This window comes from Roseovarius sp. S88 (assembly GCF_037023735.1).
Lineage (GTDB): Bacteria > Pseudomonadota > Alphaproteobacteria > Rhodobacterales > Rhodobacteraceae > Roseovarius > Roseovarius phycicola.
Map to the genome: position 1 here is coordinate 154,874 of NZ_CP146069.1, position 15,829 is coordinate 170,702.

The 15,829-nt window shown below is 51.6% G+C and carries 16 protein-coding genes and 2 pseudogenes; 5 read left to right on the plus strand and 13 right to left on the minus strand.

The window, feature by feature from the left end:
• Nucleotides 1-62: 62 nt before the first annotated feature.
• Complete coding sequence (locus tag RZ517_RS00700; protein ID WP_338549582.1) at nucleotides 63-251, minus strand: hypothetical protein; 189 nt, start codon at nucleotides 249-251, stop codon at nucleotides 63-65.
• A 140-nt stretch (nucleotides 252-391) separates the two neighbouring features.
• On the minus strand, nucleotides 392-994 hold the full coding sequence (locus RZ517_RS00705; protein ID WP_338549583.1) for a L,D-transpeptidase: 603 nt from the start codon (nucleotides 992-994) through the stop codon (nucleotides 392-394).
• Between the two features lie 162 nt (nucleotides 995-1,156).
• Between RZ517_RS00705 and RZ517_RS00710 the strand changes: the two genes are divergently transcribed.
• Nucleotides 1,157-1,672, plus strand: a complete 516-nt coding sequence (locus tag RZ517_RS00710; RefSeq protein WP_338549584.1) for a CAP domain-containing protein — start codon at nucleotides 1,157-1,159, stop codon at nucleotides 1,670-1,672.
• Between the two features lie 120 nt (nucleotides 1,673-1,792).
• Here the strand turns inward: RZ517_RS00710 and RZ517_RS00715 are convergent, their stop codons facing one another.
• From RZ517_RS00715 to RZ517_RS00740, 6 genes and pseudogenes are all read right to left on the minus strand, one after another.
• Nucleotides 1,793-2,287 carry a L,D-transpeptidase family protein gene (locus tag RZ517_RS00715; protein ID WP_338549585.1) on the minus strand — a complete coding sequence of 165 codons (495 nt, stop codon included), beginning with the start codon at nucleotides 2,285-2,287 and terminating at the stop codon, nucleotides 1,793-1,795.
• A gap of 86 nt (nucleotides 2,288-2,373) precedes the next feature.
• Entirely contained in the window at nucleotides 2,374-3,588 is a 1,215-nt protein-coding gene (locus RZ517_RS00720; protein ID WP_338549586.1) for a class I SAM-dependent RNA methyltransferase, read from the minus strand.
• A gap of 42 nt (nucleotides 3,589-3,630) precedes the next feature.
• Complete coding sequence (locus tag RZ517_RS00725; protein ID WP_338549588.1) at nucleotides 3,631-5,472, minus strand: ABC transporter ATP-binding protein; 1,842 nt, start codon at nucleotides 5,470-5,472, stop codon at nucleotides 3,631-3,633.
• Nucleotides 5,473-5,648: 176 nt separating this feature from the next.
• Complete coding sequence (locus tag RZ517_RS00730) at nucleotides 5,649-6,761, minus strand: CCA tRNA nucleotidyltransferase (RefSeq protein ID WP_338549589.1); 1,113 nt, start codon at nucleotides 6,759-6,761, stop codon at nucleotides 5,649-5,651.
• 41 nt (nucleotides 6,762-6,802) lie between these two features.
• A pseudogene (locus tag RZ517_RS00735) lies at nucleotides 6,803-7,412 on the minus strand (CoA pyrophosphatase).
• Complete coding sequence (locus RZ517_RS00740; RefSeq protein ID WP_338549590.1) at nucleotides 7,393-8,388, minus strand: Hsp33 family molecular chaperone HslO; 996 nt, start codon at nucleotides 8,386-8,388, stop codon at nucleotides 7,393-7,395. The pseudogene RZ517_RS00735 and the gene RZ517_RS00740 overlap by 20 nt, the downstream one beginning before the upstream one ends.
• 79 nt (nucleotides 8,389-8,467) lie before the next feature.
• On the opposite strand from RZ517_RS00740, the gene RZ517_RS00745 reads away from it, so the two are divergent.
• On the plus strand, nucleotides 8,468-8,908 hold the full coding sequence (locus tag RZ517_RS00745; RefSeq protein WP_338549591.1) for an NUDIX hydrolase: 441 nt from the start codon (nucleotides 8,468-8,470) through the stop codon (nucleotides 8,906-8,908).
• On the opposite strand, the gene RZ517_RS00750 is transcribed toward RZ517_RS00745, so the two are convergent.
• Nucleotides 8,883-10,190, minus strand: coding sequence for a PP2C family protein-serine/threonine phosphatase (locus tag RZ517_RS00750; protein ID WP_338549592.1), 1,308 nt, complete (start codon nucleotides 10,188-10,190; stop codon nucleotides 8,883-8,885). The two genes, RZ517_RS00745 and RZ517_RS00750, sit on opposite strands and share 26 nt — an antisense overlap.
• A gap of 109 nt (nucleotides 10,191-10,299) precedes the next feature.
• Here RZ517_RS00750 and RZ517_RS00755 point away from each other — a divergent pair, with 109 nt between their 5' ends.
• Together RZ517_RS00755 and RZ517_RS00760 are read left to right on the plus strand one after the other, a co-directional pair.
• Nucleotides 10,300-10,626, plus strand: a complete 327-nt coding sequence (locus tag RZ517_RS00755) for an Hpt domain-containing protein (protein ID WP_338549593.1) — start codon at nucleotides 10,300-10,302, stop codon at nucleotides 10,624-10,626.
• 100 nt (nucleotides 10,627-10,726) lie between these two features.
• A pseudogene (locus RZ517_RS00760) lies at nucleotides 10,727-11,952 on the plus strand (argininosuccinate synthase).
• Here the strand turns inward: RZ517_RS00760 and RZ517_RS00765 are convergent.
• The 3 genes from RZ517_RS00765 to RZ517_RS00775 are packed head-to-tail and all read right to left on the minus strand — an operon-like array spanning nucleotide 11,888 to nucleotide 14,097.
• Entirely contained in the window at nucleotides 11,888-12,418 is a 531-nt protein-coding gene (locus RZ517_RS00765; RefSeq protein ID WP_338549594.1) for a hypothetical protein, read from the minus strand. The pseudogene RZ517_RS00760 and the gene RZ517_RS00765 sit on opposite strands and share 65 nt — an antisense overlap.
• A gap of 57 nt (nucleotides 12,419-12,475) precedes the next feature.
• Nucleotides 12,476-13,189 (minus strand): HAD family hydrolase, encoded by a 714-nt coding sequence (locus tag RZ517_RS00770; RefSeq protein WP_338551202.1) that lies wholly within the window; start codon nucleotides 13,187-13,189, stop codon nucleotides 12,476-12,478.
• Nucleotides 13,189-14,097: a D-amino acid aminotransferase gene (locus RZ517_RS00775; RefSeq protein WP_338549595.1), complete on the minus strand. Its 909-nt coding sequence runs from the start codon at nucleotides 14,095-14,097 to the stop codon at nucleotides 13,189-13,191. The genes RZ517_RS00770 and RZ517_RS00775 overlap by 1 nt, the downstream gene beginning before the upstream one ends.
• A gap of 173 nt (nucleotides 14,098-14,270) precedes the next feature.
• Here RZ517_RS00775 and msrA point away from each other — a divergent pair, with 173 nt between their 5' ends.
• The gene (gene msrA, locus RZ517_RS00780) at nucleotides 14,271-14,933 is read left to right on the plus strand and encodes a peptide-methionine (S)-S-oxide reductase MsrA (RefSeq protein ID WP_338549596.1); all 663 of its coding nucleotides are present in this window, start codon (nucleotides 14,271-14,273) and stop codon (nucleotides 14,931-14,933) included.
• On the opposite strand, the gene RZ517_RS00785 is transcribed toward msrA, so the two are convergent.
• Complete coding sequence (locus RZ517_RS00785; protein ID WP_338549597.1) at nucleotides 14,930-15,796, minus strand: ribokinase; 867 nt, start codon at nucleotides 15,794-15,796, stop codon at nucleotides 14,930-14,932. The two genes, msrA and RZ517_RS00785, sit on opposite strands and share 4 nt — an antisense overlap.
• Nucleotides 15,797-15,829: the final 33 nt, after the last annotated feature.

Sequence of the window (15,829 nt, forward strand, 5' to 3'; positions counted from 1 at the left end):
GATCTCAAAAACAAAAAAGGCAGCGTTCTACGCTGCCTTTTGAGTATCCTGTGAACGACGTATCAGTCCGCTGCAATGACCGCAGCAACGACAGCCAGAAGAACCAACGGAACCCAAACGCCTGCTGCAGAAGAGCTTGCAGCTGTCTCTTCAACAATCACCGGTGCCTCAATAACAGGCTCTTCGATGTTGCCAGCAAAACCTGCTGTTGCGGCAGCCGTAAACGCAGCGGCGAGAACGAGTTTTTTCATTTTATCCTCCAGAAATGGGCGGGCCGTGACCTAAAGCCGACACGCACCGGAAACTTACCTCGTACCAGCCTCTAAACTAGAATGTGACCGGAATTGAAAGAAATCATGGCAGCTTCGCAATCGAAACGCATTCGGCATCGTCAAATTAGCAACACCTGCGTGCCAACCTTGGTTAGACTGAACAGCTCTGCAATATGCTCGTTGTAAAGCCCGATACACCCGTTCGACGACTTTCGCCCGATCTTGCGTGTATCATGTGTTCCATGAATTCGATAGTACGTCCATCCCAGGTAAAGGGCGTGTGTTCCCAGTGGGTTATCGGGACCAGGTGGAATATATGAGGGCCATTCCGGATTACGCTTGAGCATAGACGGCGTCGGGCGCCAATCAGGTCCAACAATCTTGCGCACCACCTTGGTTCTCCCGCGGCGCGTGAGTTCTTCACTCAACGGCACGCTGGACGGGTAGAGCTTATAAGTTTGACCATCCGGACTCCAAAAATGCAAAGCGCGCGACGAAATATCAACCAGCACCGCGCCATTGTTCAGATTCGAAAAATACGGCCGCCAATCTAGCGACCGAAAACTAGAAATATTGCGCCTGACAGAGGTTTTTACATCTTTTTCAAGCAATACGCTTCCGGCTCCGTCTACGTCTTGCGCGGCGGCCGGCAATCCAATAGCCGCTGCTGTTCCAGCCAGAAATCCGCGACGGCTCAGTGTTTTCCTTGTCTCGAATGCCATTTTTTCATCCCAGATCGACTACGTTTCGTTCAAATCATATGGCCGGAATGTCTCAATCGCAATTCAAACAGGCAACAAATAGCAAAGTTGAAGCCTTGTGGGTTTGAAAGACCTCGCAAGGCGCGCTAGAGGAAAGAAAATGACGAAAACGGGTGACATCTGATGATGCGCATAGCAAGTCTGCTTCTTTCGGCTCTAATTATCCTTGCCGGTTGTACGCCACCACCGCCACAAAATCAGGTGGGCGTAGATGGCAAACCACTGCCCAAGGTGTATCGCATCCGCTCTGGAGAAACCTCAAAAATCCAGTTCCGCATGCTGGATTCCGTGAATTCACTGCGCAGTGCCGCTGGGCAATCAAGTGTCCAGTTAAATTCAAAGCTAAACGCCGCAGCAGCCACACATTCCAGAGATATGTCGGTGCAAAACCGCCCATGGCATTTTGGATCCGACGGATCTTCGCCCATTGATCGCATTAAACGCGTTGGATACGAAGGCGGGCTCGTCGGCGAAACGATCTCGGAGACCTATGAGACAGAACTCGAGACTCTTGCCGCGTGGATGGAAGACCCTTCGACACGCCAAGTCATTCTTGCACCCGACGCCCGCAATATGGGTTTTTCCTGGCTTCAGGAAAATAATGGCAAGATTTGGTGGACCCTTGTTATGGGCAAATGAACCTGTAGAGGCGGCTTAAAATCCTGAATAGCAGCTTTTGGACAAACGCAGTGTAATTCATGAGTGTTGCACGCACTCGGCTTTCATTTGATACGCAAGGTCAAAGGCCAGACGCTTTGGCTAGGGTGTAATTCGAATCGGCGTTCCATTCTTTACCATCGCGTAGATGTTTCGCATCTGGCGATTGGACACCGATATGCAACCCGCAGTCCAATCCGCACCGGGATTTCTCACTTTTCCATTGGGGCGTCCATGTATGAAAATGTCCCCGCCGGGGCTTTTCCCCGCAGCTTTTGCAAAAGCGCGATCTTCTGCATTGGGATAAGATACCCCTAATGAAAGGTGGAAAGAGCTATTGGGATTGCGCCTATCTATCAAGTAATCCCCTTCTGGCGTTTTCCCGTCACCTTCAAATTGTTTATGCCCGGCCGCTGTAAATCCAAGTTCAACATCGTAGTATTTCAATACCTTGTCGTGATGCATCAAAAACATCCGCCGATCACCTTTGTTGACGATGATCTGGGTTACCTCTGGACCGTTGTATGTCTTGAACTTCGAACACCCAGCCGCCGTGACCAGGAGCAAAATGACCAAAAGACCTTTTGCAAATCGCATCTGTTCTGCCGCCTGTATTTTTTTGCCTTTTTTTCCTTCTAATGTGCTTCCTTAGGCAGGTCACATGGTTTTTGCATGTCTCGCGTTCACAATCTGAACGCAGCGACCAGTTCAACATGCGCCGACCAACGGAACTGGTCTATCGGGAGGACCCAATCCAAGTGATACCCTGCATCCAATAGACACTTGGCATCACGCGCAAAGCTTGTTGGGTTGCAAGAAACATAGGCAATAGTCGGAACCCCGGACAGCGCAAGTTCGCGTGTCTGCGCCACGGCGCCTGCACGAGGTGGGTCAATTACAACGGCTTCCGCCTTGGAAAACTCATCGGACATCAAGGGGTTCCGGAACAAATCTCGTGTCTGCGTCGTGACCTCCTTAAGACCCTTTGTCATGCGCCATGCCTGCTCAAGACAGTTGGCCATATCACTATCGCCCTCAAAGGCAAGAACACGGCCCTTCTTGGCGAGCGGCAGGGAAAACGTGCCGCACCCCGCGAAAAGATCCACGATATGCGTTGCATCGCCAACAAGGGCTTGAACTTCGAGTTGGAGTCTTTTCTCGGCATCTTTGGTCGCTTGCAAAAATGCGTTGGGCGGCGGGTACACAACGATATCGTCAAAAAGCTGCGAAGGCAGGCGGCGCGTGACAATGACATCATCTTCATAGCACAGGCGTGCGATGTCATGCTTTCCGGCAAGATCGGAAAGAGCCTTGCGAAGTGGCCCATCCAGAGGCTTTCCTCCAGTCACTGACATGTCCGGACCAGCACCCGAATGTGTCACTGCAATAGACAGCTCTCCTTTTCGGCTTGCTGCTATCCGCGCCAGGTCTTCTGCAGAAGCCAACGCACTCATCAACTCTGGCATCAAAAGCTGGCATTTCGGAATCTCGACAATAACGTCAGAGGCCTGCCGGTGAAATCCTGCCATAGCGCCTTTTTTGGTGCGTCGCGCTGAAAAAGTAGCTCTGCGCCGTGAGGCACCGGGCGACGTCGCAATGGGTCGAATATCCGTTTCGATGCCTTGTGCCGACAAAGCAGTTTTGATCAGATCACTTTTCCATTGTGCGACAAACGCATCGGACGCATGCTGTATCTGACACCCACCACACGCGGTGTAATGAGGACACAGCGGCGCCACCCGATCAGAGGAAGGTCGGACAATTTTTACATTGGTGAGTTTGTTTCCCTCAAGAACACCTTCGACAATTTCACCCGGTAAACTGCGCAACGCATAAAGCGGGCCCTCAGCAATGCCATCACAATGCAATCCAAGCCGAATGATCTCATGTGTTTTCATACCGAAGCCTTAGCTGAGCCTCTGCGCGGCGAAAAGCCGGGGCTAGGTCTGCGCTTCATCCGCGTTAATGAACCCGCCAGACTGTCGCTCCCAGAACCGCGCATAGAGTCCACTTTGCGACAAAAGCTGACCATGTGTGCCTTGCTCTGCAATCTGCCCCTGATCAAGGACAATGATGCGATCCATTTGCGCAATTGTAGACAGACGGTGAGCAATCGCGATGACAGTTTTCCCTTCCATCATCCCATACAACGTCTCTTGAATTGCGGCCTCGACTTCACTGTCGAGTGCACTCGTCGCCTCATCCAAAAGCAATATCGGCGCATCTTTCAGAATAACGCGTGCAAGTGTAATCCGCTGCCTTTGCCCACCGGACAACTTAACGCCCCGCTCGCCGACATGCGCGTCATATCCCGAGCGACCCTGAGGGTCTTGCAGGTCCAGAATGAAATCATGCGCTTCCGCTTTCTGAGCGGCTTGAACAACTTCTTCTTCGGTCGCATCAGGTCGCCCATACAAAATATTGTCGCGCACCGACCGGTGAAGCAATGAGCTATCCTGCTGAACCATGCCGATCTGATCACGCAAACTGTTTTGCGTAACCTGAGAAATGTCCTGACCGTCAATTAATGCACAACCCGCTTCTGCATCGTAGAACCGCAAAAGAAGCTTTATCAGAGTCGATTTTCCGGCACCCGATCTTCCCACCAGCCCGATTTTCTCTCCAGGGGAAATTTCGAGACAAACTTTATCAAGACCACCGCTTTCGCGACCAAAATGGTGGGAGAGTTCCTGTATCTCAATATGTCCTCGTGACATATCCAATGGCTTCGCGGCGGACGCGTCCACAAGGTCGATGGGCTGCGCAATCGTCTCCATACCCTCGGCAACGACACCCAACTGTCGGAAAAACGATGTCAACGCCCACATGATCCAACCGGTCATGGCATTCAGTCTCAATGTCAGCGCAGTCGCGGCGGCCACGGCCCCAACGCTCGCCTGACCCTGCATCCAGAGCAAGATTGCCCAACCAACCACCCCGACAATCAGCAGGCCATTCAGAAAGACGAGGACGACATCCATTATCGTGTAAATGCGCATCTCTGCCTGAAACGTGCTGCGTGTGTGCTCGATAGCCTCTCGCGCATAGTTCAGTTCTCTATCGTCATGCGCAAAGAGCTTCACCGAGTGGATATTCGTGTAGGCATCAACGACGCGGCCGGTCACTTGGCTGCGCGCATCAGACGCGGCTTTCGACGCCGGGCCCACGCGCTGCATTGTCCAGCGCACAAGCAACATATAAAGCGCAAACCAAACAAGAAGAGGCAACATGAGCCGAGGATCCGCATCGGACAAAAGAAGTGCGGCGCCCAAGATGTACGCGAGCGAAAAGGCAATAGCATCAAACACCTGAAACACCGCTTCGCCCGCAGCTGGAGGCGTCTGCATTATCCGGTTCGCGATACGCCCCGCAAAATCGTTTTCGAACCACCCGACGGACTGGCGCAACACATGTTTGTGTGCACGCCAACGAATAAGGGTCCCAAAATTCGGCAAAATCGCATTGTTGAGTATGAGAACATCCACCGCCTGAAGAAGCGGGCGCAAAAGCAGAATGAAACCGGCAACCAAAATGATTTCCAGGCCATGACGATCCCACATCGTCGCCGGATCAGTGGACAAAAGATCCACAACACGCCCCATATAATAGATCAGCCAAATCTCCACCGCAGCCACGATTATCGACATAATAGCCGCCATCCAGAACACCATGTGGAAGGGGCGCATGTAGTCTTTCAAGAATGGCCAAAGACGCTGTGGCGGTCGGTCATTTTCTTCGTATTCGCAATATGGATCGACCAGAGTCTCAAAGAACTTAAACATGGAATTTCCTAGCAAAGATCATGCGGTTGGGGGTGAAAACTCAAGTCACCGCCCGCTGGACCGAACCTAGATTCGGGCGATGATTAGCAAAGCCAATCGTCGTATCGCATGATCTTAACTCCTGCTTAGGATGGCTCAAAATGGTGCAAAGCTATGCAAAGAGTCAATCCAAGATTTCACGACATGCGCCGCAAAAGTTGTTCTTTACTCAATTGAAAATCGGATTCAATCCAAATGCTTTCCAATTTACGAAGTTGATCGCCAAGATCCTTACCCTGAAAAAATGGCTTCAGATCAGCAGACGTTATTGGGAACTCGACGGCAGAACCAATCCTCGCCGCCACAACATCCTTATCCTGCACGAAACCACCGAGCCGGGCCGCCGACAGTGCCAGAACGTCGAGAGATCGCTTTTCCCCAAGTAGATATCCCAATTCGGCGGCTGGTTTTGTGTCAGCGGCTTCGCGGCTGAGCACGTCCAAAGTCCGAGCATCCTTTCTGCTTAACCGAAGCCTCTGTGCAACGTCTTCTCCTCCGAGCGCCACAAGACGCCGCATGGAATCGGGTTCCAAATCGATTTGAGACTCGACCTCAATCAACCGCGCCAATGCCGTGTCATTTGCGTCTTCAATCACAACGTCAAGCACGCCTGCGTGTGCCATGGCCGTAACACTTTCTGTCGGGTTTTTCGCCGCCAACAGCTTGCGCATTTCCGAACCCACACGTTCGCGAGACAATTTCTCAATACCTGCGTGAAGCCGCGTGCATGCGGCGAGCCCGTCGGGGTCCAATCCACGGGCCGCATTTCCATAGTTTGCGTGAAACCGAAAAAACCGCAAAATCCGCAGATAGTCTTCTCGAATACGGGTTTCAGGATCTTCGATGAACCTAATGTGACGCGCCTCAATATCCGGCATGCCATTCAACGGATCCAAAACCTCGCCATTTGGTTTGGCATAAATCGCATTTACGGTGAAGTCCCTGCGCCGCGCATCTGCCTGAACATCGTCAGAAAAACTGACAACGGCACGCCGCCCATCGGTTGCCACATCTTTCCGGAACGTGGTGATTTCAAATGGCGTCCCTTCCGCCACAACTGTCACCGTCCCATGGTCAATTCCTGTTGGCGCCGTTTTGAAACCTTTTCGTTCAAACACCTCCAGAACGTCCTGGGGTTTTGCGTCAGTCGCGATGTCGACATCTTGAATTGGGGCACCGAGAAGCGCGTTCCGCACGCACCCGCCGACGAACAACGCCTGATACCCATGCTCTTCGAGGGTTGTACACACGGATTGTGTCTTAGGTGACTCAATCCATTCCCCAGTAATTTTCATTCCAACTGTGCCGCATCTGATATGGCGCGCAAAATACGCGCCGTAGCACCCCAAACATAGTAAGGGCCGTAGGGTGCGCAATAGTAATAACGCTGTTGACCACGCCAACGTCGCGACTCTACCCGAAAACTGTCACGCTGTAAAAAATGTGCCAGTGGCACGTTAAAGATTTCGTCTACCTCACCAACTTCAGCCTTCGGTTCAAAGGGCGCGATGACACGGCCAATGACCGGCGTGACTAAAAACCCTGTCACTGTTTCATGCGGCGACCAATATCCCAGAACTTCAACGTTTTGTCGGGGCAAACCTATTTCTTCAGATGCTTCTCGCAGGGCGGTCGAAACAATATCTGGGTCTTCTTTATCTTTTTCCGCCTGGAAAAGCCACTTGTCCAGGATGATGCTTTAACGCGGATGACCGTTTGGTCAAAACGACTTGCGGACCATCTGATGTCACTTCAACGGCCACCAGAACGCCGGCCGCTCGAAGCTTTCTACCCTCGGGCAATATCGCATCAGGGTTCAAATCATAGTCCGAAGACGCCGCCAAAGGGTGCGATAAAGCTCTGATCAAAGGCGCGAGCGCATCAGTCTTCGTCACGGTCATCCGCCCTTGCTTCAAACCCCAGTGTCGAGGGTTGCAAAACATAGTGAGCGCCGCAAAACTGGCAATCCGCTGTTACTAAGCCTTCGGACGTGGTCATTTTTTCGAGATCTTTGGCGGAGTAGATCGAAAGACTGTTGCGGACACGATCCTCAGAACATGTGCATCCAAACCTGATCGGCTGTATGTCAAACACTCGCAATGTTTCTTCATGAAACAGGCGCACCAACAGGTCTGTTGGCGATACAGACGGACCAACCAATTCAAGATCATCAACGGTGTCCAAAAGAATGTTGACGCGGTTCCAGTTTTCCTTGTCGTCACCGTCCACTATGTCGGCGGCTGCCAAAAGCCCCTGGTCACCGGACGCGCCTTCCTTGGCGAATGGCGAAGCTTTGGGCATGTGTTGAAGCATCACGCCACCGGCTCGCCAATGTTCCGAGGAATCTACTTCGGTTGATTTCCCAAAACTCAGGGCAAACCGAGTCGGCAACTGTTCGGACTGTGCAAAATACGCCTCGGCACATGCGCGCAAACTACCACCAGCTATTGGCGTGATCCCTTGATAAGGTGCGGTGTCCGTACCCTGGTCAATCAATACAGCAAAGTAGCCCTCACCGACCTGCTCAAAGGGCGCGGCTTTGGTAAGTCTTTCGGGATCAAAACTGGCATAGGCCCGTAGTTTCGCGGACTCTCCTTCTTGGCTTGGAGCGAAGTAGTCAGTGGCAATCATCCGCACGGGCCCATTGGACTGGACCTGAAGTGACAGCTTCCAACGAAGTTTAATAGTCTGTCCAACTAAGGCCGTCAGAAGAGTCATCTCAGCGATCAGCGCTTCGACTTTTTCTGGATAGTCGTGCTGGCAGAGTATACCATCAAGCACACCATCCAGCCTGGCAACCCGTCCACGGATATCGGATTGGTCCAGCTGAAACGGCAGGACGGTGTCGTCCCATGCAATTTTTTGTCCAAGAGTCATTGGGGTTTCCTTAGGTGCCGAGACTTGGCATACCGCTCTATATATACGTGCAAAGCGGTCGTCCAAGGGGAAGAAACGCGTGAGGCGATTTGGGCATCCTCCTAAACCCGATGTGAAATACATCCCGCGACCAGGCGTCTACGCCATACTTCCCAAGAACGGCGAAGTTCTTTTGACATATCAGAAAGAACCGGAACCAGAATTTCAGCTACCCGGAGGGGGAATTGATCCCGGTGAGTCGCCCATAGTCGCGCTGCATCGCGAGGTGCTCGAGGAAACAGGCTGGAAAATTGACAAGCCAAAACGCATCGGTGCGTTTCGCCGTTTTGTGTACATGCCAGAATACGACATGTGGGCCAACAAAGTCTGTACTATCTATTTGGCTCTTCCCGTTCGCCAGCTTGGTCGACCATCTGAACCAGGTCATACGGCCATTTGGACTGACCCAGTATTTGCCTCAAGTTCTGTCGCCAATCCAGGGGACAGATTTTTTGTCACACAAGTTTTGCTGTCTCTTTGAATTCGAGAACAATTGCTGACACGTCATCGTCGAATTCTTCTTTTTTGGCGTAGCTGGACAAGTTCCAAACAAACGCCTCCAAAAGAGCAGTGCCGTGAATGTCTTTCAAAATAGTAAGGTTTTTCTCAACGCCTTCATGTCCCAAAAGCACGCCTTCTGGAGAAGCACATTCGTCGATGCCGTCTGAATGAATAAAAAGACGTTCACCTGGATCAAGTTTCACCCGGAACTGTTCGTATGTCGCACAGTCAACAAGACCAATTGGCAATCCTCCTGTCCCAACAAGTTCGACGGTACCGTCGGCACGTTGAACGGACGGAAAGGGGTGACCAGCCTGGGTCATTGTCACAACACCGTCACATAAATCAACATGTGCCAGAAGGAGCGTGAAATAGTGTTCAGTCTCTATCTCACCCAAGAACATGCGATTTAGATCAGCCACGGTTTCGGCCGGCGGTCTCGGTGAGTAGGAGCCATCGCCGTTGGAAACCAAAGAAACATTCTGGTCCAAAGACGTTGCCGATAAATATCCTGCCAACCTTGCTGTCATGAGCGCCGAACTGATCCCATGACCGGATACATCAATTGCATACAAACCGATTTGATCATCATTAATTGGAAAGTAGCCCACCAAATCACCACCGACATGCCCGGAGGATTGCAAAAGTAGTGAAACTTGTGCGTTTCCAAGATCTTTATGGCGCTCGCTGACCAAAGATTGCTGAAGTTTCTTGGCTTCAAGAAGGTCGCTATCCAAGGAATCATAAAGTTTTTGCAATTCACACAATGTCGACTGCACAAGCCGGTTCTTCTCCGAAAGCTCTTTTTGCATCGCGACAATGCGATCGCCCGCCAAAACACGCGCTCGGAGTTCTGCCGCATTCACAGGCTTGGTCAGAAAGTCATCCGCACCCGCATCCAGACCCAGCGCGATGTCGTCTTTTTCGCTTTTGGACGTCAACAGAATGAAGTACCCATAACTCTCTCCGGGAATTTCCCTGAATTTTCGGCAGAAAGTCAGGCCATTCATCTCTGGCATCATCCAGTCGCTGACAATCAGGTCAGGATTTGAACGGTTGCAGATGTCGAGGGCCTGCGAACCTGAATCTGCTTCCAGTACATCGAGACCCAATTTCGACAACAAAGCAGACACAATCCGCCTTTGTAAGCGGCTGTCATCCACAATGAGCACCGTTTTTATCGCCAAATTGTGCTCAGCGTCTCGCTTTGATTGAGCCGTCTTTTGCACCACATCACCCTTTACACAACCAATCGGACTCAAACACTTTTCCCTTAACATACTCTAAAACATACAATTTTACCAATTTTTGTTCGTAGCTTCACCATGCAGCAACGTCTGCCGCCTTAGTCTGAAACCAAAGGAAAACGCTATGATCGATTGGACCCGTGTCGCCCAGCTTCGTGATGAAATCGGCGCAGAGGACTTTGAGGAAATTTTAGATATCTTTTTGGAAGAAGTGGACGCCGAGATTGCCAATCTCTACAGCGGCTGTTCGGCCAGTCAGCTAGAGACGCTCTTGCACTTTTTGAAAGGCAGCGCTCTCAACTTGGGATTCGAAGCGTTTTCCAAACTTTGTCAGGAAGGCGAATTGCAATTGGCAAAAGGAAGCCGGGCTGATCTGGATCTGGACGCAATTTCCGACAGCTATGCGAACTCAAAAACCCTGTTTCTGGATCAGTTGGAATACCGTCTGTAGGTCGCGGTTTTCGTCGCCGTGTCACTGAGACAATCCTCTCCCTTGCTCAGATATGGAAAACCCGATAATCGCCGAGACCATTGGCACGAAAGGGAGTCTCATGTCTGCGCCCAAGAAAGTTGTTCTCGCATATTCTGGCGGATTGGACACATCGATCATTTTGAAGTGGCTTCAAACGGAATATGGTTGCGAGGTTGTCACCTTCACCGCGGACCTTGGCCAGGGCGAAGAACTGGAACCCGCCCGCCAAAAGGCCGAGCTTTTGGGCATTCATCCGGACAACATCTTCATTGAAGACATCCGCGAAGAATTTGTGCGCGACTTCGTTTTTCCCATGTTTCGTGCAAATGCTGTCTATGAAGGCCTGTATCTCTTGGGCACCTCAATTGCGCGACCGCTTATCTCAAAGCGCCTGGTCGAGATCGCCGCAGAAACCGGAGCGGATGCCGTGGCCCACGGTGCAACCGGCAAAGGGAATGACCAAGTGCGGTTCGAACTTGCCGCATATGCCCTCAACCCCGACATCAAAGTTATCGCACCTTGGCGTATCTGGGATTTATCAAGCCGCACCAAGCTCATTTACTTCGCTGAGCAGAACCAAATTCCAATCGCAAAGGACAAAAAAGGCGAGGCGCCCTTTTCAGTGGACGCAAATCTTTTGCATACATCCAGCGAAGGCAAAGTTCTGGAAGACCCTGCGCAGATGGCGCCAGATTATGTTTATCAGCGCACGGTTCATCCAGAAGACGCGCCTGATACACCGGAGTATGTTGAAATTGGTTTCGAAAAGGGCGACGCGGTCAGTATCAATGGCGTTGCATTGAGTCCCGCTGAACTTCTAACCAAGCTTAATGAATTGGGGGGAAACACGGGATCGGACGCCTCGACCTGGTTGAGGGGCGCTTTGTCGGCATGAAGAGCCGCGGTATTTACGAAACACCTGGCGGCACGCTTCTTTTGGAGGCGCATCGCGGAATCGAGCAGATCACCCTGGACAGAGGGGCGTCGCATCTCAAGGACGAGCTTATGCCGCGCTATGCCGAGCTCATCTATAATGGGTTCTGGTACAGCCCAGAACGTGAAATGCTTCAGGCTGCTATTGATCATTCACAGCTTCACGTGACAGGGACTGTTCGCCTGAAGCTCTACAAAGGCTCTGCTCGAACAGTGGGTCGCTGGTCGGATCATTCGCTTTATTCAGAAGCACACGTCACATTCGAAGAAGATGCCGGCGCCTATGACCAGAAAGATGCAGCAGGCTTCATTCAACTGAATGCACTTCGTCTGAAGCTACTTGCAGCTCGAGATCGTCGTCTAAAGAGGTAACCGTCTTTTGTGCAGAGTGCGCAGGCTCCGTCTCACTCTCATGTTCATTTGACGATTCATCCTTGATGAGGTCAAGCGCCTCGTTGGTGACTTTCTTGGCTTTTGTGGTCAGCTCGTCCAAGCGCCCTTTTACAATATAGCCGCCGCCTGGCTTGTACTCGACAATTTCGGGAACAACCCGTTGCAAAGACTTGGCCAACGTCGCAACGCCGTTTGCTTTCGGGGCGTCCACAACACCATTGCGTACCAACTGGCCCATCAAACGTTTGGCAGTTGAAGGGCGCACTTTGAATACATCAACGATCATATCCGCGGTCAGATTCACCCGGTTATGCGCCAAGGCCACCGCAAAAATATACTTGCTTCGCCGCGCTGGCGCCAAGGTCGCTGCTGATGCCACAGACGCGGGTATGGCCGCAACCAAACCCGAACCGAAAATCAGTTTTCCAAAGCCTCTTCTATTCATGCATCAAAGGTGGGAAGACACATGTACACATGCACGGGGAAAAGAACAAAACATCCATCAGATTTTAAATTGTTCTAGCTCCTCATAGATTGGCATCGTTTTTTCCATCAGCACCCTTTGCCGACCAGAAAGACGCGGCAACGGACCTTCGGCCTTCGCAAAGCCAGTTGATGCGTGAACCGCTCCATACCAATGCTTGGCCCAAACTCCATCTGCTGCATGCCCACCGGACGACCAATTTAACATTACGGACTCCCAAGATAGCCCTAGCGCGTCACACAGTTTCCGAAGCATATCTTCTGGGTTTCGACGAATATCCGTGCTGTCGATAACAAGCGGTTTGTTGTCAAACGCACGCACATGGTGAAACAAATCAAGTTGCTGCAAAAATCCCAAATCGTCAGCCGTCGGATCCGCATATTTGGCAGAAAAGCTGGCCACAACTCGCGCTGGGTGACGAATGAGAAAAACGTTTCGAACTGATGACATCCAATCGCGAGGAACGCCTTCAATCATGTGTTGCGCCATGTGTTTTTGGTAGAATATCGCGCAATCCTGGGGACCCGAGCCAACAAGCATTTCGGCAACGCGATTTGGATCTGTTGGCTGGGAGGCGACAATCTCATCTCGCATCGGGTGCTTTAATCCGGTTTTGGACAGATACGCCGCATAGAACGGCTCGTCTATCACTGCTGTCTTCGGTCGCGACGCAAAGGCGTACATCATAGCGGTCGACAGATTGCGAGGCCCGGACCACATCGCAATGCGCATCATGTCGTCGTCCTGGCAATTAGGTCTTTGTACAAAGATTGAATTTTTTGCGTAACAGGCCCCAACGCTCCATCGCCAATACGCCTGCCGTCTATTTGCCCAACAGGGGTTTGCGCTCCAAAAGTGCCAGTGAGAAACGCCTCATCCGCACCATAAGTTTCGACCAGAGAATAGTTTTTCTCGAAAACAGGAATGCCATTCAAACGGCAAAGATCAATGACCTTGGCCCGGGTGATCCCGTTCATACAATAGTCCCCAGTCGACGTCCAAACCTCGCCTTTACGAACAATGAAGAAATTACAGGCGTTCGTTGTGTTCACAAAGCCATGGACATCCAGCATCAAGCCCTCATCTGCCCCGGCCTTCTCGGCGGCAATGCAGGCCAGAACGCAATTCAGCTTGGAATGCGAGTTCAGCTTGGGATCCTGTGTCATTGGCAACCCGCGAATATGCGGTACGGTCGCAAGCGAAATGGGGCGGGGAATACGCGGCGTGGAATGCTCCACGATAATTGCCACGGTTGGACCCTGTTGCGACAAGGATGGGTGCTGGAAAGGCCGCGTCTTCACTCCACGTGTCACCATCAGACGCGCATGTGCATCTGTTTCCATGTTGTTGGCGATCTGAGTATCAACCAACGCTTGATGCACCTCGGGTTGGCTCATACCGATATCGAGATCTATGGCCTTGGCGGCTTCAAACAGGCGATCGAGATGCTCATCGGCAAACGCCCAAACACCATTATAAAGTCGCAGGCCCTCCCACACACCGTCACCAAGCATAAAGCCGCTGTCAAACACACTAACCAACGCCTCTGATTTTGGAACAATTTTTCCGTTCAGCCAAATCCGGATTGTATCATTTCTTGAGTCTTCAGCCGCCTGATGGGTTGTCACAGTGTCGCTCATCAGCGCCTCAATTGTTACGGAAGTCCAAGTTTTTTGTTTCAAAATGAAGGCTAAGGTCAGGAAATCCTGCTGCCAAGCGTAAAATCAGCTCACCAGCACGTGACCTCACAACCTGGTGAATTGGGTTTCGCGGGCATTCAGAAGAAAATGCCAGAAACCACGGAGGTTGAGGTATGAAACATTTGAGCAATATCAAAGCAACCGCGCTCGCCATACTGATCGGGATTGCTTTCACATTGAATACGGGCCAGGCGCGTGCGGCAAGCACCGAAGTGCTTACCGTAGCCGGTGGATGCTTTTGGTGCGTGGAATCAGATTTCGAATCTGTTCCCGGCGTCAAAGAGGTTATCTCGGGCTATACTGGCGGAAAAGTCGCAAGCCCAACCTATAAGCAAGTCACCCGAGGCGGCACAGGACACTACGAAGCCGTTCAAATCCTGTTTGATCCCAAAAAGGTCTCGCGCGAAATTCTACTGGCGAAATTTCTCCGTTCAGTTGATCCGACAGATCCAGGCGGTCAGTTTTGCGACCGAGGCGAAAGCTATCGAACCGCAGTTTTTGTGGCGGATTCTCGGGAAAAAGCAACGGCCGAAAAAGTCATCGCAAAAGCACAATCAGAGCTTGGGCAAAAAATCGTGACGCCCATACTGGGACTTGGTAAATTCTATCCAGCCGAGGCATATCACCAGAACTACTACAAAGGATCAAAAATCGTACTGACAAGGTTCGGCCCAAAAAAGCAATCCAAGGCCTACAAAGCCTATCGCCAAGCCTGTGGACGCGATGCACGTGTCAAACAGCTTTGGGGAAGCCAGGCAGCGTTTATCGGATCTTAAGCCAACAATTGCTCAACGTCAGAAGCAGAGGGGATAGCGTCGGCTGTTCCCTTTCTTGTGACCATGAGCGCGGCGGCCGCGTTGGCGCATGTAGCAGCATCTTCAACGCTGCAACCACGATCTAACTGCGCCAAGAAAAACCCAGTGAACGTATCTCCAGCACCCGTCGTATCAATTGCGGTCACGGGAAGCGCGGGCATGTGTGTCTCGCCGAGCTCTTTGGAGTAAATCGCACAACCCTCAGATCCTTTGGTTACAACAACGAGATCAACGTCGAGAGAGTCTGGTGTGTCGACAGACGTTTTGCAGAGTTGCGCCAATTCGACTTCGTTCAAAATGAGAATGTGAATGTAAGGCAAAACGGCCTGTAAGGCATTGGCATCAAAAGGCGCAGCAGCATACGCCACCCGAAACCCTGATCCGTGGCCCAGCGCCGCTGCGTAGTCTTGCAAGTTGGTTTCGTTTTGCAGCAACAGAATGTCTCCAGCTTCGGAATTTGCCAGCGCGCTGGATATCCAGTCTTTGTCCTGCAAAACATTGGCACCTGGATGAATAACAATGGTGTTTTCGCCAAATGCGTCGCGATAAATGACTGCGTGCCCTGTGGGTGCATCCATCTTTTGCACAAACGACGTTTCTACACCTGCTTTGGTCAAATAGTCCTGTGCCCATGCCGCATCATGTCCAATACTCCCGATATGACGAACCTCGCCGCCGGCACGTGCAATCGCGACAGACATGTTGGCACCCTTGCCGCCCAATCCCGTTTCAAATTCATCTGCAGCACATGTTTCACCTACGAGCGGCAAGCGCTGCAAAGAATAGAAATAGTCAATATTGATGGATCCTAGATTGTAGATCATCGTGCGCCTCCGTCCTTGCTGACAAAGTCGATG